Here is a 19,638-nt window from a genome sequence, read left to right as displayed (position 1 = left end):
GCCTTGTGCGGTTGAGGTTTGTTTGCGCTAAGTCCTTTAGTTATAGCACGAGCGCCCGCACCGCCTTCGCCAGCCTTTGCTCGACATAAAAAAGGCGCTGAGCCGTATGGCCCAGCGCCCAATGGTGCTCAACCGCGCCCGGCTGGAGCAAGGCGAATCCGAGTCTTCCCCGCCCCCGCGACCTCCGCGTGCCTAGCGAATGTTGTAAAACGCGGCCTTGCCGGCGTAGCGCGCGCTGCCCTCGAGCTCGTCCTCGATGCGGATGAGCTGGTTGTACTTGGCGATACGGTCGCTGCGGCACGGGGCGCCCGACTTGATCTGGCCGGCGTTGACGCCCACGACCAGGTCGGCGATCGTGGAATCCTCGGTCTCGCCAGAACGGTGGCTCACGATGCAAGCGTAGCCGGCCTCCTTGGCGGTCTCGATGGCCTCGAGTGACTCGGTGAGCGTGCCGATCTGGTTGACCTTGACCAGGATCGCGTTGGCGGCACCCAGCTCGATGCCCTTCTTGAGGCGCTCGGTGTTGGTGACGAACAGGTCGTCGCCCACCAGCTGCACCTTGTTGCCAATGCGACGGGTGAGCTCGACCCAGCCGTCCCAGTCCTCCTCGGCCATGCCGTCCTCGATGGAGATGATGGGATAGGTGTCGACGAGCTTCTCCCAGTAATCAACCATCTGGGCGCTCGTGTACTCCACGCCCTCGCCCTTGAGCTCGTACATGCCGGTCTCGGCGTTGTAGAACTCGGTCGTGGCGGGGTCCATGGCGTACATGAAGTCGACGCCGGGCTTAAAGCCGGCCTTCTCCACGGCCTTGGTGATGTACTCGAACGGCTCGGCATTGGTCTTAAGGTTGGGGGCAAAGCCGCCCTCGTCGCCCACGCCGCCGCCCAGGCCGGCCTCGTGCAGCACGCCCTTGAGGGTGTGGTAGACCTCGGCGCACCAACGCAGGCCCTCGGCAAAACTCGGGGCGCCCACCGGCATGATCATGAACTCCTGGAAGTCAACGTTATTGTCGGCATGCACGCCGCCGTTGAGGATGTTCATCATGGGCGTGGGCAGCAGATGGGCGTTGACGCCGCCCAGGTACTGGTACAGCGACAGGCCCGCCGACTCGGCAGCGGCGCGGGCAACGGCCAGCGACACGCCCAGGATGGCGTTGGCACCGAGCTTGGTCTTGTTGGGGGTACCGTCCGCGGCAATCAGCGCGGCATCGACGGCGCGCTGGTCGAAGGCGTCGAGGCCCACGACGGCATTAGCGCACTCGTTGTTGACGTGCTCGACGGCCTGAGAGACGCCCTTGCCCAGATAGCGGCCCTTGTCGCCATCGCGCAGCTCGCAAGCCTCAAAGGCACCGGTCGAAGCGCCCGAAGGCACCATCGCGCGACCGAAGCTACCGTCCTCGAGCACAACCTCGACCTCGACGGTGGGATTGCCGCGGCTGTCGAGCACCTCGCGACCGTAAACGTCCAAAATATCGCTCATGTTGTCTCCCTCTCACTTGGAAACGTAGTGGATGCAAGCGACCGGCTGACCGTGCACCATCGGTGCGTCTCCGTAAGTTAGCCATGTCGCACTTTTTGCATTATGCCCTAAGTTAGCCGAGGGATACACTTGATTTTCGAAAAATTTAGCGGGAACGATGAGGCGTGTCAGCCCGTCGTTCCCGCAGTCTTACTCCTCCGCCTTTGCGGCATCCCACAGGTCGTTGAGGCCGTGGGTCGAAAGCTCGGCAAGATCCACGTGGGCATCGGCCGCCATCTGCTCCATCGCAGCCCAGCGACGGCGAAACTTGGCCGTGCTCGCGCGCAGGGCGCTCTCGGCGTCGATACCCTCCTTGCGCGCGACGTTGACCAGGGCAAAGAGCAGATCGCCAAACTCCATTTCGCGCTCGGGCGAGCCAGGGGCCTCGGCCTCAAACTCGGCACGCTCCTCGGCGACCTCGTCCCACACATCCTGGACCGTCTCCCACTCAAAGCCCACGGCAGCCGCCTTGCGCGACACCTTCTGAGCCTGCATCAGCGCCGGCAGATGCGTGGGCACGCCGTCGAGCAGGCCCTCGGGCGCAGCCTCGCCTGCCGCCACGGCCTTGTCCTTGGCAGCCCTCTCGGCAAGCTTGACCTCGTCCCAAATCTTGAGTACCTCGTCGGAACTGTCGGCATCTACATCGCCAAACACGTGCGGATGACGGCGGATGAGCTTGGCATCGATATCACGCGCCACGTCGGCCAGCGTAAACTCGCCGGCGTCCGCCGCAATCTGCGCATGCAGCACGACCTGCATGAGCACGTCGCCCAGCTCCTCGCGTAGGTGAACCGCGTCGTCCGCCTCGATGCAGTCGAGCGCCTCGTAGGCCTCCTCGATCATGTTCTTGCCAATGCTGCGGTGCGTCTGTTCGCGGTCCCACGGGCAGCCATCGGGCTGACGCAGACGCCAGATGGTCTGCACCAGATGCTGCAGCTCGGTCGACGCGTCTACCAGCGTGGACAGATCGCGCGAGCCCTCGGCATTTTGCTGAGCCATGTGCTGCGCCATGGCTACTCCTCCTCCATGACCACGTGGCGGAACGCGCCGCCCTCGTAGATGCCGTAGCTGTGCGAGCCGTCCTTGGGGATGCTCACGCTACCGGGGTTGAAGAGCCACAGGCCCGGGTGCGCGGCGCTTTCCTCGTTGACCTTGACGTGCGTGTGACCGTAGACGAGCGCGGAGCCCTCGGGCAGCGCGGGCGCGTGGTCGACGCTGTTGTGCATGCCGGCGCCAAAGACGTGGCCGTGCGTCAGGAACAGCTCACGGCCGGTTTCGTCAAACAGCGTGTCGTAGTCGGCCATGACGGGAAAGTCGAGGACCATCTGGTCGACCTCGGCATCGCAGTTGCCGCGCACCGCGATGATGCGGTCGGCCAGAGCGTTGAGCAGCGGGATAACGCGCTTGGGGGCGTAATCGCGCGGCAGGTCGTTGCGCGGACCGTGGTAGAGCAGGTCGCCCAGCAGGACGATGCGGTCGGGCTGCTGGGATTCGATGGCGGCGACCAGGCGCTCGGTCCAGTATGCCGAGCCGTGGATGTCGGAGGCGATGAGGTATTTCATGGTGGTCCTTTCGGTGAGGTTGATGGGGTGGGTGTGGCGCGTCGCCGACCGTGTCACTCAAATTGCAGAGCCGCGGCTTGCGCCGCCTGCATCACGCGCTGGAGCGGCACATTGTGCTCACGGGCAAGGCGAGCGCAGTCCTCGTACTCGGGCGCTGCACGCTCGCTGCCATCGGGCAGGGTTGCCACCTTTACGGCCACCTCGCCCCAAGGCGTTGTCACCTGCTCGAATCGGCGCGGCAGGCAAACGCGTTCCATCACCTGGCGACGAACGGCGTTGGTCGTGGTCTCCAAAAAGATAATCGTCTGTAGGCGCTCGATATCCTCGTGCGAGCAGATCACCTGCAACTGCCATCCGGGGCGACCCTTTTTGCAGTAGAGGGGTAGCCAGTGCACCTCGCGGGCGCCGGCCTCGCGCAGGCGGTCGGCGGCATAGGCGAGTACCTCGGGCGACGCATCGTCGATGTCGCACTCCAGCTTGACGATGGTCTCGGGCGCATCGGTCTCGCGGGACAGCGGAGATGTACTTCCACGTTGCATACGGTCCGGTTCCTTTCCGCGCGGGCTCGTTTTGTTCACTCAAACGCTAGCACATCGCGGGCGGCGTGGGGGCGGCGTCATGGGATGGGCGGGACTTTTGCCCGTCGCGGACGTCGGCGTGCGCCGGGATCGTCCTCGCCCCTATCCAAACGTGTACGGCAGCCTCCAAACACGTCATTTTTTGCAGCTTTTGGAGGCTGACGTACACGTTTTGAGGCAGGGTCGATGTCGTGCGGCAGCCCTTGCGCGCCGCCTGCCCTTTCCAGTCGGTTTCGACTTGTGGCGTTCCCGGCGCGCCAGGGGTCGCGCCATTACAATGGAGCGGATTCGCTTGACGCAAAGGAGCTGCCATGTCTGCTTGCCCGCTGGTCGATTGCCACACCCACACCTCGTTTTCGGACGGCCATGCCTCCTTTGAGGAAAACGTTCGCGCCGCCGCGGCGGCTGGCTGTCGGGTCATGGTCTCGACCGACCACCTCACCTTGCCCGCCAGCATGGATGCCAACTGCGAAGTGCAGGTTACTGAGGGCGACCTGCCGGCACATCGTCTGGCTTTTGAGGATGCTCGCAAGCTTGCCGCGCAGATTGCGCCGGAGCTCAGCTTTATCTATGGCTTTGAATGCGATTGGTACGAGGGCTGCGAGCCTTTGGTTGAGCGCTGGTCCCAGGGCGCCGTCGTACTCCTGGGCAGCGTGCATTGGATTGGCAACCCAGGCGATATTGCGGCAGGTGCTGCGGGCACGGCGGGGACGGAGGACGTCGCTCGTCCTGATACACCCGATTCCCTTTGCGGTTGGATCGACGATGACACCAACCTGCATGTTTGGGAAAACTTAGACGTACGCGGCGTGTGGGAGCGCTATGTCGATGACTGGTGCCGCGCCTGCGAGAGCCCGCTCAACTTTGATGTAATGGCTCACCCCGACCTGGTCATGCGCTTTTCGAAAGAGGGCTTTGCGCCCGACTTTGACCCCGCGCCGTTCTGGGGGCAGATGGCAGAGTGTGCACACGACACAGGCCGCCGCGTTGAGGTCTCGACCGCCGCGCCGCGCAAGGGACTCGACGACTACTATCCCGCGACCGGGTTGTTGCGTTGCTTCGCCCACGCCGAGGTGCCGATCACTTTTGGCTCGGACGCACACCGCGCCTGCGACATCTGCTGGAACATCCGCGAGGCCCAGGCCCACGCCTACGACTGCGGTTATCGAACCTTCGACATCCCCCACCTCACCGGAGAATGGGAGTCCACGCCCCTCGCCTAACTGGTCGTTTAAGAACGTCCCCAATGACTAGTGGCGGCGGGCGTTGAGTTCGCCGGCTAGCTCGTCGAGGGTGATACCGTAGCGCTCGAGCGTCACGAGCAGGTGGTAGACCAGGTCGCCGGCCTCGTAGCGGATGTGATCGTGATCGTTATCCTTGCAGGCCATGATCACCTCGCTTGCCTCCTCGGCAAGCTTCTTGAGCAGCTCGTCCTCGACATCGGTCAGCAGACGCGCGGTATAGCTCTCCTGCGGCGATGCATCATGACGACCGTGAATCACCTCGGCCAGACCCGTCAGCGTCTCTCCGATATTTCCATCCTGAACGTTTGCGGTGCGCACACCCATAGTTCAATCCTTTCTGGTGGCCGAGCGTCTAATCGAGCGCCCGCCCTACGCGAGTTTCTTAAAGAAGCAGGTACGGTTGCCGGTGTGGCAGGCCGGACCCGGCGAGTCGACCTTGACCAGCAGCGTATCGCTATCGCAGTCGGCCCAGAGCTCCTTGACCTCCTGCATGTTGCCGCTTGTCGCGCCCTTGTTCCAGAGCTCCTGGCGGCTGCGGCTCCAAAACCACGTGGTCCCGGTCTTGAGCGTCAGCCCCACCGATTCCTCGTTCATCCAAGCAACCATAAGCACCTCGCCGGTGTCATACTGCTGAACCACACAAGGAATCAACCCACGGGCGTCGTATTTCAGCTCGGTAGCATTTACCACCTCAGTCATCATTCCTCCCAAGTAATTACCGTGAACATCGCAGGTCGGCGAGGCTTGCCCAGGTGCCGCAGGTTGCCGCGAAAGAGGAGCGACGCGTACTTTGGTACGCGAGCGACGGTTTGAACGGCAAGATGCGGTGCCTGGACAAGCCGCAGCGAAGCCCGCAGCACTAGAAGTCCAACCTCACAGGGATTCCCTGCGATGCCATATACTCTTTGACTTCGCGAATGCTGAAGGTTCCAAAGTGAAAGACGCTCGCCGCCAGCACGGCGTCGGCCTCGCCCTCGATCACGCCCTCGGCAAAATGCTCGAGTGTGCCCACGCCGCCGCTCGCGATGACGGGAATCGGCACCGCGCGCGCCACGGCGCGGGTGAGCGCCAAATCAAAGCCGGCCTTGGTGCCGTCGCGATCCATGCTGGTCAGTAGGATTTCGCCGGCGCCGCGACGAGCCGCCTCCTCGGCCCACGCCACCGCGTCGATACCCGTAGCGTTGCGGCCGCCCGCCGTAAAGACCCCCCACTTATCGGCGCCCGGCTCCCCGGGCAGCCCCACGCGCTTGGCATCGATCGCCACGACCACGGCCTGGCTGCCAAACGCCGCGGCAGCCTGGCTAATCAGCGACGGGTCGCGCACGGCCGCCGAGTTGAGCGATACCTTGTCGGCACCGGCGGCAACCATGGTGCGCATGCCCGCAAGATCGCGAAAGCCGCCGCCCACGGTATAGGGGATAGCCAGCTCCTCGGCCGCGTGCGCCGCCATCTCGATGGTCGTCGCGCGGTTGTCGCTCGTCGCGGTAATGTCCAAAAATACGACCTCGTCCGCACCCTCGCGGTCGTAGGCGCGGGCCAGCTCCACCGGGTCGCCCGCATCGCGCAGGCTCACAAAGTTGACGCCCTTGACCACGCGGCCGTCCTTAACATCCAGACAGGGAATCACGCGTTTGGTAAGCATGGGCTACTCCCCCCTCGTGCGGCGGCCAGCGCCTGGGCCAGCGTAAAGTTGCCCTCGTAGAGCGCGCGACCAGTAATGGCACCTTCAATCGCGCCCTCGCCCACCGCGGCCAGTGCGCGGATATCGTCGAGCGTCGAGATACCGCCCGACGCCACGACGGGAAAGCCCGCGACCTCGGCCACATGGCGATACGCCGCCACATCGATGCCCGTCTGCATGCCATCACGTGCGATGTCGGTATACACCAGATGCTTAAAGCCCAGCTCGGAAAGCTGCGCCACGGCATCGTCGAGCGCCACGCCCGCACCGTCACGCCAGCCGTTCACCTTAACCTGGCCGCCGCGTGCGGCAATGTCGGCGACCAGCAGCTCGCCAAAGCCTTGGGCTGCCACCTCAGCAAAACCCGGCTCGGTCACCAGCACGGTGCCCAGCGCAATGCGGCGCGCACCGTAGCCGGCCAACTCGTCGATGCGCGCGAGCGAGCGGACGCCGCCGCCCACGTCCACGGACAGACCGTCGACGCCGCAGATGGCCTTGATCGCCGCTGAGTTGGCAGCGCATGCGTCCTCGTCCTCGCCGAAGGCAGCGGACAGGTCGACGACGTGCACCCAGCTCGCGCCCTGCTCGGCAAAGGAGCGGGCAACGGCCACGGGGTCGTCGGAATACACCTTGCAGCGGCTCCGGTCGCCGCGCTCCAGGCGCACAACCTTGCCGCCGATCAAATCGATTGCGGGAAACAGAATCATCGGCCGGCCCCCTCGACGATGTTGACGAAGTTCTTAAGGATGCGCTGACCCAGCGCGGAGGATTTCTCGGGATGGAACTGGCAGCCCCACACGTTGCCGTGGCGCACGATGCACGGGAAGCTCCGCGTATAGTGCGTGCGCGCCAGCACATCGGCGGCATCGGCATCGTCGGCCACCGCGTAGCTGTGGGTGAAGTACATGTTGGCACCCTCGGCAAAACCAGTAAGCAGCGGATCGGCCGCACCGGCGGGCGTCATGTGCACCTGGTCCCAGCCCACGTGCGGCACCTTCAGGCGACTCGATTTCAAGCGCGTGCACGAGCCACGCATAATACCCAGGCCATCGACCCAGGGACCGCCAGCCTGCTCGGGGGTGTTGCCATCGGCAACCGCGCCCTCGTCCGCAGGCACGCCCTCGTTGCCGCGCTCAAAAAATAGCTGAAGGCCCAGGCAGATACCGAGTAGCGGAGTTCCGGCGGCGACGGCATCGAGCACCGCGTCCGCCTCGCCGCTCTGGCGCATAAAGGCAATCGCGTCATAGAACGCACCCACGCCCGGAATGACCAGGCCGTCGGCGCGGCGGATCTGCTCCGGATTGTCCGACGTGCAGGCGGCGGCACCGGCGCGTGCAAGCCCGCGCACGACGCTCGACAAGTTGCCCTTGTGGTAGTCGACCACCACAATCTTCGGTTCGCCCACGCGACCCTCCCTTTTCCCATTCAAAACCTGCCAAAAAGGGACAGGTTTATTTTGGTCGGTTAAACGTTCACCCACCACATGAGACAGCATTCCCGCAGATAAAACCTGCCAAAATAAACCTGTCCCTTTTTGGCAGGTTACAGTGAACCCTTGGTGCTGGGGATGCCCTGCACGCGAGGGTCCAGCTCACAGGCTTGGCGCATCGTGCGGCCCACGGCCTTAAAGGCGGCCTCGATAATGTGATGCGAGTTGCCACCCGCCAGTTCGCGCACGTGCAGCGTGAGCTTGGCGTCGCGCGCAAAGGCGTAGAAGAACTCGACGGCCAGCTCGGTATCGAAGCTGCCCACGCGCTCGGTCGGCACGGGCAGCTCGCAGTAGGCCTGCCCGCGGCCCGAAATATCAACAGCAGCCATCACGAGCGTCTCGTCCATGGCAATCGCCGCGTCGGCAAAGCGTGTAATGCCCGCCTTGTCGCCCAACGCTTGGCAGAACGCCTCGCCCAGCACAATGCCCGCATCCTCGACGGTGTGGTGCGCGTCGACTTCCACGTCGCCCACCGCGTGCACCGTCAGATCGAACAGACCATGGCGGCCAAAGGCGTTGAGCATATGGTCAAAAAACGGTACGCCGGTCGAGATATCGCACACGCCGCTTCCGTCCAGGTCGAGCTTGACGACAATGTCGGTCTCACCCGTCTTGCGGGTCACCTCGGCATAACGGCCCATCTACATCTCCTCCTTCACCAGCGCAGCAAACGCAGCCAGCACCTCGTCGTTTTCCCGCGGCGTACCCACGGTAATGCGTAGGCAGTCCGCGAGCCCCGGCGCATAGCTAAAGTCGCGCACCAAAATCGAATACTCGTCGCGCAGGCGCTCGCGCACGCGCGTGGCATGCGGCGTGCGCACGAGCACAAAGTTCGCCGCACTCGGCCATGCCTCCACGGGCAGGCCCTCGGCAGCCATCACGCGCAGGGCGGCCAGCTCGCGCTCACGCTCGGATGCGACTTGCGCCACCACGGGCGCATAGGTATCACGGGCACGCACACAGGCAAGCGCCGCCGCTTGGCTCAATACGTTGACCGAATAGATCTGGCGAATCGCCGCGAACACGTCGATGACCTCGGGCGTCGCGATCACGTAGCCCAGACGCGTGCCGGCGGCGCCAAACGCCTTGGACAGCGTATGCAGAATCACCAGGTTGGGATGCTCGGCGATAAGCCCCTGCGCCGTGGTGGCCGCGCCAAACGAATCGTCGGCAAACTCCACGTAGGCCTCGTCGACCATTACCATGCCGGGGCACGCATCGCACAGAGCCGCGACAAAGTCGAGCGGCGCCACGTCGCCCGTGGGATTGTTGGGCGAGGTCACGATCACTAGGTTGCACTCGGGCGCCGCTGCGAGCACAGCCGTTTGGTCGAGCCCAAAGGTCGCCGGGTCGCGCCACACGTCGCGCACCTCGGTCTGACAGAGCGATGCAAAGAACGCATACTCGCTAAAGCACGGCGGGCAGTTGAGCAGGGTCCTCCCCGCGCCGCCAAACGCCAGCAGATAGTTATAGAGCAGCTCGTCGCCGCCGTTGCCCACGCAGATGTTCTCGCGCGTCACGCCACGCCAAGCAGCCAGTTCGTCGCGCAGGTCGTTCGACATGGGATCGGGATAGCGGTTGAGCGGCGTGGCAGCCAGGGCCGCGTCGACCGCCTTGCGCACGCCAGCCGGCACGGGATAGGTGTTCTCGTTGGCCGAAAGATTGATGCGCGTGGGCGCAAAGTCGGGATCGTAGGGTTCGATACCGGCCAAGTAGGGCTGGACGAGCTCCTTCATGCGCGGCGTGAGTTCGGCCATGTTAAGCCTCCTCGCCGGTCGCGCCAGCGCCATCCGAGCCTGCAGCCGCCAGGTCCACGCCCTCGGCGACCGTCGCGGTCGTATCACCCGGCCAGGCGACCTTGGTCAGGTCGGCCGCAGCCAGCGACGCAGCGCTCACGGCATCCTCGCCCTGCTCCAACACGCGGCGACGCAAAGCGGCGGAAAGCGCGTGCGCCCACAGGCCCTCGGCCTCGGCCAGGCGCTGCGTCGCGGGAGCGTCCGAGAGCAGGCCCTCGGGTGTATAACAAATGACACTCGAGCGCTTAACGAACTCTTCGACCGAAAGCGGGTTGGAGAACATGGCCGTACCGCCGGTCGGCAGCGTGTGGTTCGGGCCGGCAACGTAATCGCCGAGCGGCTCGGAGCTCCACGCGCCCACAAAGATGGCGCCGGCGTTGCGAATGCCGCCGAGCAGGCCCATCGCATCCTTACAGTGCAGCTCAAGGTGCTCGGGCGCCACGGTGTTCACCGCCTCGACAGCGGCAGCCATATCGGCGGCCACCACGATGGTGCCCTCGTTATCGAGCGAGGCACGCGTGATCTCGGCACGCGGGGACTGCGCCACCAGAATATCGATACCCGCCTCGACCTCGCGCGCAAACTGCTCGTCGCAGGTCACCAAATAGCAGGCTGCCAGCGGATCGTGCTCGGCCTGAGCCATCAGGTCTGCCGCGACCACCATGGGCTTGGCCGTAGCATCGGCCAGCACGCAGACCTCGGACGGGCCGGCGACCATGTCGATTCCCACATCGCCCGAGACAATCTGCTTGGCCGCCGCAACAAAGGCGTTACCCGGGCCGGTGATTTTGTCGACGCGCGGAATGGTCTCGGTACCGTATGCCAGCGCGGCCACGGCCTGGGCGCCGCCCACCATATAAATTTCGTCCACGCCGCCGAGCTTTGCCGCGGCGAGCGTGTAGGGGCTGATCAGGCCGTCTTTTTGCGGCGGGGTCACCATGACCACGCGCTTAACGCCGGCGACCTTGGCGGGAATGGCATTCATAAGCACCGTGGAGGGATACTGTGCGCGACCGCCCGGCACGTAGATGCCGGCCGCCGCGAGCGGGGTCACTTTAACGCCGAGCATCGTGCCGTCCGGGCGCGTGGTAAACCAGCTCTGCTCGACCTCGCGCTGGTGGAACTCACGAATCTGGCGCGCGGCCTTCTCGAGCGCGGCGACAAAGGCCGGATCGAGGCCTTCGAGCGCGGCATCGACCTGCTCTTGCGGCAGACGGAAGCTCTGCAGCTCGACACCGTCAAAACGCTGACAGTAATCGCGCACCGCGGCATCGCCGTTGGCGCGCACGTTAGCCACGATATCGCGGGCGGCGTCGACGATGCTTTGCGGCAGCACACCCTTGCGGTTGAGCTGGTTGGTAACGAGGCGCTCACCGGGAGCAAGCTTGATGGTCTTCATATCGGAATCCCCTATCGGTCGAGGTTGAGTTCGAAAAACGAGAGGCCGGGCGGCGGCGCCAATCGGCCCGCAGCCCAGACGTTGGGACGCCCGTGCGTGCTCGCGCTATTGTGCCGAGCCCGCAACGGGCTCAAAATGCTTGTCCTTCACGGCCGCTGCCAAGCGATCTGCCAGATTACGCACGCGCGGATCCAGGCGCGCAGCACCCGGGTTGACGAAGAAGCGGGCCGTACAGTCCATAATGCGACCGGTGATGACCAGGTCGTTGTCGCGCAGCGTGGCGCCCGTGGCAGTAATATCCACGATGCGATCAGTCATGCCGACGATGGGGCCCAACTCGATGTTGCCGTGCAGCGAAACGATGTCGGCGTTCACGCCGCGCTCGGCATACCATGCACCCGCGATGCGCGGATACTTGGTGGCCACGCGAAGCGACCCGCGGCGAGTATAGTTGCGCTCGGCCTGACCGGCGCGCCATGCGGGCTCCGCCTCGATAAAGGTGCACAGGCCATAGCCCAGGTCGACCAGCTGCAGCAGGTTGAGGTCTGCCTCGATGAGCGAGTCCCAACCGCAGATGCCGCAATCGGCACCACCGCAGCCCACAAAGGCAGGCGCATCGCTGGGACGCACGATGACAAACTCGATATCGCCGACCGCGCCCTCGCCGGCACGCGTGTCGCGGCCGCGCACGATCAGGTGACGGCCGGGGTCACGCAGCTCGGAGACGTCCAGGCCCGCGATCTCAAGCACGTCGAGCGTGTCGGCCTTAAGCGAGCCCTTGGGCACGGCAATGCGCAGCGGCCCCTCGGCGCCACGGCCCACGGCGTGGTCGCCATCGGAAGCGGCGTCCTCGGCCGAGGTGCGCACGGCCTCCAGACGCTCGAGCGAAAAGGCGAAGCCCGCCGCCGGCACCTCGATACCGTCGCCAAATGCGCCGGTAAAGATGGAGTCGTAGCGTCCGCCCGAACCGACCGGATCGGGCAGGCCGCCGGCATAGGCCTTAAAGACCAGACCCGTGTAGTAATCAAAAGAATTCATGATGGAGAAGTCGAAGGACAGCACCTGGGCGTCCTCGGGAGCCAGGCCCTCGACCAGGGCACGCAGCTCGCGCGTCAGCGGCGCGACGATGCCGGCAGCCTCCAGCAGCGCATCCACGCGGTCGAGCACCTCGGCACCGCCGTGCAAACGCGGCAGCTCGCTAATGGCGGCCTTGACGGCATCGGACTCGGCGCTGGCAGCCACGCGGGCATCGAGGCCCACAAAGTCGTTGGCATGCACGCAGCGCAGGGCCTCGGCAGCCAGCTCACGATCCTCGCATACCGCGAGCAATTCCTTAAAAGGACGCACGCTGCCTGCGATAATGCGCGCATCGGGAAGTGCCAGCTCGCGCACGGCCTCGGCGACCAGCGAGACAATCTCGACATCGCCCGAGGTATCGCCCGCGCCGATAAGCTCAAAGCCCAACTGCGTAAACTGGCGCGAACCACCGGCATTGCGCTGACACTCGCGAACCACCGGCGCCTCGTAACGTAAGCGCAGAGGCAAGTCGGCAGCGCGCATACGGGTCGAAACCAAGCGCACGATCGGCAGCGTGTTGTCGGGACGGACCACCAGCAGGCGGCCATCATCGTCAAAGAGCTTAAACGGCGTGTCCGCAATGCGGCCGCCTTCCTCGAGCGAGCCCTTGTCCTCGAGCAGCGGCGTCTCGACCGGCAGGTAATGATGCTCCCTAAAGCAGCCCTTCACCGTACATGTGATCTCCTCGCGCGCCTGAGCCTCCTCGGGCAATATGTCCCGGAATCCCCACGGTGTGGCCGTCATCTGGTGAGCCTCCTCATGCTGTGTTTCGTATGGAACAGAAGACCGGCATAGCTCCGCCGGTCTTCTGGGTACTTTAGCATACTAGAGTGTTTGCGGGGAAAATCCGCCACAACCGTTCATAGCGTATTCATTTGGAAACATAGGGCGAGCGGTTGGCAGCAGTCTCTTGTCACAACGCAAAAAGGGCGCCCGCGCGAATGCGGACGCCCTTGTGTAGGGTCGAGATATCAACCAGCCAAGATATCGGCCCTGCGGCCAGCTCTTAGTAGTCGAACTGGTGGTAGTAGCGGCGGTACTTGAGGTTGTGCTTGGTGACCAGCTCGTAGTTGCGCGAGAGGCGGTCGGTGGTCAGCACGGACAGGATCCACGGCGACACGATGACGCGGAAGTCGTCGTCCAGGCCCGGGATCGCGTACTCGGCGGTGTCGATGATGACGTAGTCCTCGTCGCCGGTCACGCCGCTGGTGAGGAAGGCGCGGACGCGCTCGTCGAGGGCGCGGCACTCGTCCTCTCCCATGAACAGGAACACCGGGACGCCGGGCTCGAGCAGCTCGAGCGTGCCGTGGAAGAAGTCGTGCGAGGTGATGTGGCGGATGCGCTTCCACTGCATCTCCTCGAGCAGGCACATGGAGTACAGGATGGTCTCGCCCCAGAGGGCCCCCGAGCCGATGAACATGGTGTAGTCGGCCAGCGCGTACTTCCTGGCGAGCTCCTCGGCGCGCGGCTCGAAGCGCTTGCGGATGTCGAGCATGTCCTTCCAGACGTCCTTCGTCTGCTCGATGAACAGGTCGAACTTGGGGAAGCAGCCGCGGCGGTTGAGCAGGCGCAGGCCGAAGCAGTCGGCGAGGTAGTAGCCCTTCTCGCAGCCGCCGGCGCCGTGGTCGGAGGCCATCATGACGCAGTTCTCGGCGCCCACGGCCTGCCCGATCTTGCCCTCGGGGTTGGTCATGGCGAAGACGCGCACGCCCATCTCCCTCATCTTGCCGACGGCCTCGAGCACCTCGGGGGTGGTGCCGGACTCGGAGGCGGTCAGCACGACGGACCTGTCGGTCATGCGCTTGTGGCCCATGACGTTCCACTCGGCGGCGTGGATCAGGTAGACCTCGAGGTCGCGGTCGCCGAACTTGTTCATGAGGTACTCGAGCTGCATGAACTCGTCCCAGGTGCCGCCGACGCCCATCAGGAAGACGGCGTCGTAGCCCTCCTCGTGCACGCGGTCGGCCAGGGCGGTCATCTTCTTGCCGGCCTCGTAGACGTTCCTGCCGTCCTCGAGGTAGCCCTCCTGGTCGAAGTGCATGATCTCGATCTTCTCGGTCTCCTTCATGTGTGTCCTCCCATCACATGTGCGCAATTCTATACATCGCGCTTCTTGCTAATACCAATTATAGCCATACGATTGCTTGTTATTTAATACCAATCCAAACTCACGGAGATTTGCGGCGAACGGTCGGTTTCCTCGCCCGAGTGGTATTACAACGCCAATAGTTGTCTATTTCGAGCGCTACTGCCAACGGGTTCCCCACAACTCGCCAGCTATAAAAGCGTTGCGCCAGACCCGCCCAAGCGTTTCCGGCGCAACCGCGCAGTTTAGTTATTCGGCTTCCATCTCCGCTGTCACACGGCGATACATCTCGATAACCTGAGTCGTCGCCTTGGACGGATCCTGATAGTAGCGGCCATCACACGTCTCGGCCGAGACATAGCCCGTATAGCCGTGGCGCATGAGTGCCTCGAGGTCGGCACGCATATCACGCTCGCCGTCGCCCCAGGCAAGATGCGTCGTGCCGCCGCCCACATCTACAAAGTGGGTGTGAACGATCTTGTCGCCCAAAACCTCAAAGTAGCCGTCGATCGTGTCACCGGCAACTTCCATGGCGCCAAAGTCGATACAGGCCTTCAGGTTGGGACGATCGACCGCCTCGAGGATGCGCGCGACATCCTGTGCGGTGTTGACCAACACGGACTCCGACGGCTGCAGGGCCTCGAGCGCGACGCGAATACCGCGCGTATCGGCGTAGTCGCACACCGAGCGCAGCATGGCAACGCTGCGGGCCCAGGCGTCCTCAGCCGGCTCGTCCAGATAGGCCCAACCACTCGTCACCAGAATCTGCGGCACGCCCAACTCAACGGCAACGTCGATCACATTCTTAAAGTACGAGAGGATGCGTTTTTGGCCCGCCTCACCGCGCACCGCGACGTTCCACGGCTTGGGGTTGTTCTGCTCGGGGCACACGCACACGATCTTGATACCGTATTGGGCGGCAAGATCGCGAATCTTATCCACCGAATCGTGCTCATGGCAATCCACATACAGGTGCATCGAGCCGGTCCACAGCTCGATATTGCGATAGCCGGCCTCACCTGCAGCCTTAAAAAACGTCTCGATGCTGTAGTAACGATGGTTGATGTTCATGAGCGAAAGCTCGGGTACGACCATAGCCCTCCCCTTTCGTACGGAGTTTTAAAAAACAGGGGGCCGCCGCAGATGCGACAAGCCCCCCAAAGATCGACGCAACCGTTAGACGCGATGGAAGCGCGATTCGAACATATTAGGCAAGCACGCCAAAGTAAGCGCCGATGATGCCCACGACCATGGTGCAGAGGATCAGGACCATCGGGTTGATCTTCTTGGAGAGCAGCCAGTAGTAGAGCCAGAAGGCGGCCATACCGAGCATACCGGGCATGATGCCGTCCAGGATGTCCTGGAGAGTCTGGGCGGAGTCGCCCTGACCAATGGCGATGGGCAACGAAGCCCAGAACATGTCCTTGCTCATGGCGCCGACGACCATAACGCCGACAATGCCGACGCAGGCCATGATCTTTTGCATCAGGCCGGTCTTCTGAGCCTCGTCGAGGAAGCCAATGCCTAGCTCATAACCCTTGATAGCGCCAAAGATACGAATCAGGAACGCCGGGATGTTGTAGACGAGCAGGAAGGCGATGGGGCCAAAGACGTTGCCGGCCTGGCACAGGCTGATGCCCACGGCAGCGGCGACGACGCGCAGGGTGGACAGGAAGAAGGAGTCACCCAGGCCGGAAAGCGGACCCATGAGGGCGGCCTTGATGTCGTTGACGCTCTCGGGCTCAACCTCGCCACGAGCGACCTTTTCTTCCATGGCCATCGCGATGCCACCCACGAAGGGAGCGAGCTGCGGGGTGATGTTGAAGAATGCGCTGTGACGGTGCAAGGCCTCGGCGTAATCATCGGGACGGCCGGCATAGATCTTCTTGAGCATGTTGGCGACCATCAGGCAGAAGGCAATGTTCATCTGCTTGTAGTAGGTCCAGGAGAATTCCATGCCCAGGGCGCCGGTGTTCACGGCGCTCTTAATGAGGTCGGAGCGAGTAATCTGGTTCTCGGAATTAGAAGTCATCGTCCTCATCCCCTTCCACAGAAAGCTGGGACTGGGCGCCACCAAGGCCCAGCAGGTCGTACTTGTCGATGCCGATGATGATTGCGATCAGGGCGACGCCGAGGACGGGCACGTTGGCATAGGAGCACAGCAGGAAGCCCAGGAAGTAGAACGGCACGAGCTGCTTGGTAAGCACCAGACGGCCGAGCATGGCGAAGCCCATGGCAGGCAGGATGTTGGCTGCGACGCCAAAGCCATCGAGGACGAACGTCGGGATGAAGTCGAGCAGGCCCTGAACAGCGTCGGCACCCAGATAGAAGGAGACCGAGCACAGGATAAAGGCCAGGACGACAATCACGAGACCGATAATCCAGTGCATAGCGTAGATACCCTTGAGGTTACCCTTGCTGGCAAAGACGTCGGCACGGTCGACCAGAAGGGGCATACCGGCGTTGACGACGTTCTTGATGGCCAGGCACAGAGTGGCGATGGGCATCGCGAGCGCGATAGCGGCCTCGGTGCTCTGCCCCAGCTGAATAGCGAAGGCGCAGGCGAGCACACCGCCAATACACTCATCGGGCGGCACGTAAGCGCCGATGGAGATAGAACCCATGAAGAGCAGCTCGAGGCTCGCACCGATGGCGAGGCCGGACTGCAGGTCCCCGAGGACTATGCCGACGAGCGGGCACAGAACGATCGGGCGGAACGCATAGAGCGTACCGAGCTGATAATCGAGCTTACCGAAGGCAGCGATAAGTCCGATGAGGATCGCTTGAACAAGCATTGTTCCTCCCTTTGATCCCTCTTGGATCCGCGCGGCGATTCCCGACTTGTCAGCGCGCCCTTTTCCATGCCGACAATCGCCCAGACAGATCCAGCTTGTACCGGTGTGCTGTTAACACCTAAACCGGTGCAAATGATTTGATACCAATTATATAGTCATGCGAAAACTATTTAATACCAATCGCTCAACGGGCGTGTACTCCCGGTGAACGGTAGATGGGGGTAACGGGTAAAGCGTTTATCCGGTACGCCCACGAATAGGGGCGGCGCCGTGCGCGCCGTGCGCGGTTCCCAATTAGAGGGCGCTTAGGGCATCGACCTTGGGGTCGTCGGCCAGAGCGCGAATCTCGACCTCGACACCGCGGCCGACGAGCTCGCGAATGTCCTCTTCCTCGGCAGCAGTCACAAAGATCTGGCGGGAGATCTTACGGGCATCGGGACGCTGCTCGTCCTTGGACTTGGTGTTGCCCAGGTTGATGGAGGTGATCTGCGGGCAGCCGTCGACAAGCTGCTTGGCCTCGGCGATGCTGGCGACGCAGATGATCATCTTGTACTTATCGGTAACACCGGAGTTGATGGCCTCGATGGCGTGCTCCATGTCCTTGATGACGAGCTTGACGTTGGCCGGCTTTCCCATCTTGAGCGTAGTCTTCCAGACGGGATCGTTGGCAACCTTGTCGCCAACGCAGAAGATGCAGTCAGAGCCCAAGCCCTGGACCCAAGAGACGGCCACCTGGCCATGAAGCAGACGATGGTCGACGCGAAGCAGTTGAATCATGATTGACCCCCAAAGGTCTCATGCCGGAAACCCGGCCCCATTAATAGCAGGCGGTGACTAGAACTCTTCCTCGTCATCCGCATCGGTCAGCAGGTCGTTGACAAACTTGACGCGCGTGTCGTCAGCCGCGAGGATCTCGCGGATAACCTGATCGGCGGGAGCCTCCTGGTCCGAAAAGAGCAGCTGGATCAGCAGCGGCAGATTCATGTTGGCAACCAGGTAGGTGTTGGGGCGCGTCTGGACGATCTTGGTGAACTCGTTGTTGACGCTGCCGCCAAACAGGTCGGTGCACACGATTACGTCGTCGGCGGGGTCGAAGGTCGCCAGGAGCTTGGCGGCCTCCTCGGCGACGTCGGTGCGGCCGTCGACAAACATCGACAGGTCGTGGACGTTATCGCGCGCGCCCGAGAGCAGCTCGGTGCTCTCTTTGATGCCGGTCGCAAAATGCGCGTGGCTGGCAAAGATGTATTGCCTCATTGCGGTTTCCCCCAAATGAAATTAGTAGTCGAACTGGTGGTAGTAGCGGCGGTACTTGAGGTTGTGCTTGGTGACCAGCTCGTAGTTGCGCGCGAGGCGGTCGGTGGTCAGCACGGACAGGATCCACGGCGACACGATGACGCGGAAGTCGTCGTCCAGGCCCGGGATCGCGTACTCGGCGGTGTCGATGATGACGTAGTCCTCGTCGCCGGTCACGCCGCTGGTGAGGAAGGCGCGGACGCGCTCGTCGAGGGCGCGGCACTCGTCCTCTCCCATGAACAGGAACACCGGGACGCCGGGCTCGAGCAGCTCGAGCGTGCCGTGGAAGAAGTCGTGCGAGGTGATGTGGCGGATGCGCTTCCACTGCATCTCCTCGAGCAGGCACATGGAGTACAGGATGGTCTCGCCCCAGAGGGCCCCCGAGCCGATGAACATGGTGTAGTCGGCCAGCGCGTACTTCCTGGCGAGCTCCTCGGCGCGCGGCTCGAAGCGCTTGCGGATGTCGAGCATGTCCTTCCAGACGTCCTTCGTCTGCTCGATGAACAGGTCGAACTTGGGGAAGCAGCCGCGGCGGTTGAGCAGGCGCAGGCCGAAGCAGTCGGCGAGGTAGTAGCCCTTCTCGCAGCCGCCGGCGCCGTGGTCGGAGGCCATCATGACGCAGTTCTCGGCGCCCACGGCCTGCCCGATCTTGCCCTCGGGGTTGGTCATGGCGAAGACGCGCACGCCCATCTCCCTCATCTTGCCGACGGCCTCGAGCACCTCGGGGGTGGTGCCGGACTCGGAGGCGGTCAGCACGACGGACCTGTCGGTCATGCGCTTGTGGCCCATGACGTTCCACTCGGCGGCGTGGATCAGGTAGACCTCGAGGTCGCGGTCGCCGAACTTGTTCATGAGGTACTCGAGCTGCATGAACTCGTCCCAGGTGCCGCCGACGCCCATCAGGAAGACGGCGTCGTAGCCCTCCTCGTGCACGCGGTCGGCCAGGGCGGTCATCTTCTTGCCGGCCTCGTAGACGTTCCTGCCGTCCTCGAGGTAGCCCTCCTGGTCGAAGTGCATGATCTCGATCTTCTCGGTCTCCTTCATTCCCGCTCCTTTCACGAGCAGTTTGAATTGTCGCACGGAATGGACAGGCTTGCCGCCCCGTCTCGCCGCTTAA

21 protein-coding genes are annotated in these 19,638 nt (G+C 63.4%); 1 reads left to right on the top strand and 20 read right to left on the bottom strand.

Annotated features, from left to right (window positions below; translation table 11 throughout):
* Positions 1-192: 192 nt before the first annotated feature.
* From eno to larC2, 4 genes are all read right to left on the bottom strand, one after another.
* A complete protein-coding gene (gene eno, locus ACESWY_RS07235; protein ID WP_373093768.1) occupies positions 193-1,482 on the bottom strand; it encodes a phosphopyruvate hydratase in 1,290 nt (429 codons plus the stop codon).
* 189 nt (positions 1,483-1,671) lie between these two features.
* Complete coding sequence (mazG, locus tag ACESWY_RS07230) at positions 1,672-2,532, bottom strand: nucleoside triphosphate pyrophosphohydrolase (RefSeq protein ID WP_373093769.1); 861 nt, start codon at positions 2,530-2,532, stop codon at positions 1,672-1,674.
* Positions 2,533-2,534: 2 nt separating this feature from the next.
* Entirely contained in the window at positions 2,535-3,083 is a 549-nt protein-coding gene (gene yfcE, locus ACESWY_RS07225; RefSeq protein ID WP_373093771.1) for a phosphodiesterase, read from the bottom strand.
* Between the two features lie 53 nt (positions 3,084-3,136).
* On the bottom strand, positions 3,137-3,622 hold the full coding sequence (larC2, locus tag ACESWY_RS07220) for a nickel pincer cofactor biosynthesis protein LarC2 (protein WP_161144572.1): 486 nt from the start codon (positions 3,620-3,622) through the stop codon (positions 3,137-3,139).
* 350 nt (positions 3,623-3,972) lie between these two features.
* On the opposite strand from larC2, the gene ACESWY_RS07215 reads away from it, so the two are divergent.
* Positions 3,973-4,884, top strand: a complete 912-nt coding sequence (locus ACESWY_RS07215) for a PHP domain-containing protein (RefSeq protein ID WP_196022728.1) — start codon at positions 3,973-3,975, stop codon at positions 4,882-4,884.
* A 27-nt stretch (positions 4,885-4,911) separates the two neighbouring features.
* Here the strand turns inward: ACESWY_RS07215 and hisE are convergent, their stop codons facing one another.
* The 16 genes from hisE to ACESWY_RS07135 form a co-directional block, all read right to left on the bottom strand.
* Positions 4,912-5,229, bottom strand: coding sequence for a phosphoribosyl-ATP diphosphatase (gene hisE, locus ACESWY_RS07210; RefSeq protein ID WP_271748334.1), 318 nt, complete (start codon positions 5,227-5,229; stop codon positions 4,912-4,914).
* 45 nt (positions 5,230-5,274) lie between these two features.
* The gene (gene hisI / locus ACESWY_RS07205; RefSeq protein WP_117746844.1) at positions 5,275-5,604 is read right to left on the bottom strand and encodes a phosphoribosyl-AMP cyclohydrolase; all 330 of its coding nucleotides are present in this window, start codon (positions 5,602-5,604) and stop codon (positions 5,275-5,277) included.
* Positions 5,605-5,764: 160 nt separating this feature from the next.
* Positions 5,765-6,547 (bottom strand): imidazole glycerol phosphate synthase subunit HisF, encoded by a 783-nt coding sequence (gene hisF / locus ACESWY_RS07200; protein ID WP_270226929.1) that lies wholly within the window; start codon positions 6,545-6,547, stop codon positions 5,765-5,767.
* Entirely contained in the window at positions 6,529-7,293 is a 765-nt protein-coding gene (locus ACESWY_RS07195) for a 1-(5-phosphoribosyl)-5-[(5-phosphoribosylamino)methylideneamino]imidazole-4-carboxamide isomerase (protein ID WP_373093775.1), read from the bottom strand. The genes hisF and ACESWY_RS07195 overlap by 19 nt, the downstream gene beginning before the upstream one ends.
* Positions 7,290-7,991 carry an imidazole glycerol phosphate synthase subunit HisH gene (locus tag ACESWY_RS07190; RefSeq protein WP_373093777.1) on the bottom strand — a complete coding sequence of 234 codons (702 nt, stop codon included), beginning with the start codon at positions 7,989-7,991 and terminating at the stop codon, positions 7,290-7,292. Before ACESWY_RS07190 ends, ACESWY_RS07195 begins: the two co-directional genes overlap by 4 nt.
* A gap of 137 nt (positions 7,992-8,128) precedes the next feature.
* Entirely contained in the window at positions 8,129-8,716 is a 588-nt protein-coding gene (gene hisB / locus ACESWY_RS07185; RefSeq protein ID WP_373093779.1) for an imidazoleglycerol-phosphate dehydratase HisB, read from the bottom strand.
* Positions 8,717-9,832 (bottom strand): histidinol-phosphate transaminase, encoded by a 1,116-nt coding sequence (gene hisC, locus ACESWY_RS07180; protein WP_373093781.1) that lies wholly within the window; start codon positions 9,830-9,832, stop codon positions 8,717-8,719.
* Position 9,833: 1 nt separating this feature from the next.
* Complete coding sequence (gene hisD / locus ACESWY_RS07175; RefSeq protein WP_373093783.1) at positions 9,834-11,270, bottom strand: histidinol dehydrogenase; 1,437 nt, start codon at positions 11,268-11,270, stop codon at positions 9,834-9,836.
* Between the two features lie 105 nt (positions 11,271-11,375).
* Positions 11,376-13,091, bottom strand: a complete 1,716-nt coding sequence (gene hisG / locus ACESWY_RS07170) for an ATP phosphoribosyltransferase (RefSeq protein ID WP_373093785.1) — start codon at positions 13,089-13,091, stop codon at positions 11,376-11,378.
* Between the two features lie 262 nt (positions 13,092-13,353).
* On the bottom strand, positions 13,354-14,415 hold the full coding sequence (locus ACESWY_RS07165; protein WP_161144580.1) for an SIS domain-containing protein: 1,062 nt from the start codon (positions 14,413-14,415) through the stop codon (positions 13,354-13,356).
* Between the two features lie 267 nt (positions 14,416-14,682).
* Positions 14,683-15,528, bottom strand: a complete 846-nt coding sequence (locus ACESWY_RS07160) for a sugar phosphate isomerase/epimerase family protein (protein WP_117770651.1) — start codon at positions 15,526-15,528, stop codon at positions 14,683-14,685.
* 112 nt (positions 15,529-15,640) lie between these two features.
* The gene (locus ACESWY_RS07155) at positions 15,641-16,474 is read right to left on the bottom strand and encodes a PTS system mannose/fructose/sorbose family transporter subunit IID (RefSeq protein ID WP_006235883.1); all 834 of its coding nucleotides are present in this window, start codon (positions 16,472-16,474) and stop codon (positions 15,641-15,643) included.
* Complete coding sequence (locus tag ACESWY_RS07150) at positions 16,455-17,228, bottom strand: PTS mannose/fructose/sorbose/N-acetylgalactosamine transporter subunit IIC (protein WP_006235882.1); 774 nt, start codon at positions 17,226-17,228, stop codon at positions 16,455-16,457. Before ACESWY_RS07150 ends, ACESWY_RS07155 begins: the two co-directional genes overlap by 20 nt.
* 294 nt (positions 17,229-17,522) lie before the next feature.
* The gene (locus ACESWY_RS07145) at positions 17,523-18,005 is read right to left on the bottom strand and encodes a PTS sugar transporter subunit IIB (protein WP_055252644.1); all 483 of its coding nucleotides are present in this window, start codon (positions 18,003-18,005) and stop codon (positions 17,523-17,525) included.
* Between the two features lie 57 nt (positions 18,006-18,062).
* Positions 18,063-18,482: a PTS sugar transporter subunit IIA gene (locus ACESWY_RS07140; protein ID WP_006235880.1), complete on the bottom strand. Its 420-nt coding sequence runs from the start codon at positions 18,480-18,482 to the stop codon at positions 18,063-18,065.
* Between the two features lie 21 nt (positions 18,483-18,503).
* Entirely contained in the window at positions 18,504-19,565 is a 1,062-nt protein-coding gene (locus tag ACESWY_RS07135; protein ID WP_117770657.1) for an SIS domain-containing protein, read from the bottom strand.
* Positions 19,566-19,638: the final 73 nt, after the last annotated feature.

This window comes from Collinsella aerofaciens ATCC 25986, from assembly GCF_964237925.1.
Taxonomy (GTDB): domain Bacteria; phylum Actinomycetota; class Coriobacteriia; order Coriobacteriales; family Coriobacteriaceae; genus Collinsella; species Collinsella aerofaciens_BJ.
The sequence above is the reverse complement of the archived record's forward strand: the minus strand, read 5'-3'. Positions and strand labels throughout refer to the sequence as shown.

Excerpts from the sequence above, each read along its gene's own strand:
- eno (WP_373093768.1), bottom strand. The coding sequence starts at position 1,482 with ATGAGCGATATTTTGGACGTTTACGGTCGCGAGGTGCTCGACAGCCGC.
- mazG (WP_373093769.1), bottom strand. The coding sequence starts at position 2,532 with ATGGCGCAGCACATGGCTCAGCAAAATGCCGAGGGCTCGCGCGATCTG.
- yfcE (WP_373093771.1), bottom strand. The coding sequence starts at position 3,083 with ATGAAATACCTCATCGCCTCCGACATCCACGGCTCGGCATACTGGACC.
- larC2 (WP_161144572.1), bottom strand. The coding sequence starts at position 3,622 with ATGCAACGTGGAAGTACATCTCCGCTGTCCCGCGAGACCGATGCGCCC.
- ACESWY_RS07215 (WP_196022728.1), top strand. The coding sequence starts at position 3,973 with ATGTCTGCTTGCCCGCTGGTCGATTGCCACACCCACACCTCGTTTTCG.
- hisE (WP_271748334.1), bottom strand. The coding sequence starts at position 5,229 with ATGGGTGTGCGCACCGCAAACGTTCAGGATGGAAATATCGGAGAGACG.
- hisI (WP_117746844.1), bottom strand. The coding sequence starts at position 5,604 with ATGACTGAGGTGGTAAATGCTACCGAGCTGAAATACGACGCCCGTGGG.
- hisF (WP_270226929.1), bottom strand. The coding sequence starts at position 6,547 with ATGCTTACCAAACGCGTGATTCCCTGTCTGGATGTTAAGGACGGCCGC.
- ACESWY_RS07195 (WP_373093775.1), bottom strand. The coding sequence starts at position 7,293 with ATGATTCTGTTTCCCGCAATCGATTTGATCGGCGGCAAGGTTGTGCGC.
- hisB (WP_373093779.1), bottom strand. The coding sequence starts at position 8,716 with ATGGGCCGTTATGCCGAGGTGACCCGCAAGACGGGTGAGACCGACATT.
- hisC (WP_373093781.1), bottom strand. The coding sequence starts at position 9,832 with ATGGCCGAACTCACGCCGCGCATGAAGGAGCTCGTCCAGCCCTACTTG.
- hisD (WP_373093783.1), bottom strand. The coding sequence starts at position 11,270 with ATGAAGACCATCAAGCTTGCTCCCGGTGAGCGCCTCGTTACCAACCAG.
- hisG (WP_373093785.1), bottom strand. The coding sequence starts at position 13,091 with ATGACGGCCACACCGTGGGGATTCCGGGACATATTGCCCGAGGAGGCT.
- ACESWY_RS07165 (WP_161144580.1), bottom strand. The coding sequence starts at position 14,415 with ATGAAGGAGACCGAGAAGATCGAGATCATGCACTTCGACCAGGAGGGC.
- ACESWY_RS07160 (WP_117770651.1), bottom strand. The coding sequence starts at position 15,528 with ATGGTCGTACCCGAGCTTTCGCTCATGAACATCAACCATCGTTACTAC.
- ACESWY_RS07155 (WP_006235883.1), bottom strand. The coding sequence starts at position 16,474 with ATGAGGACGATGACTTCTAATTCCGAGAACCAGATTACTCGCTCCGAC.
- ACESWY_RS07150 (WP_006235882.1), bottom strand. The coding sequence starts at position 17,228 with ATGCTTGTTCAAGCGATCCTCATCGGACTTATCGCTGCCTTCGGTAAG.
- ACESWY_RS07145 (WP_055252644.1), bottom strand. The coding sequence starts at position 18,005 with ATGATTCAACTGCTTCGCGTCGACCATCGTCTGCTTCATGGCCAGGTG.
- ACESWY_RS07140 (WP_006235880.1), bottom strand. The coding sequence starts at position 18,482 with ATGAGGCAATACATCTTTGCCAGCCACGCGCATTTTGCGACCGGCATC.
- ACESWY_RS07135 (WP_117770657.1), bottom strand. The coding sequence starts at position 19,565 with ATGAAGGAGACCGAGAAGATCGAGATCATGCACTTCGACCAGGAGGGC.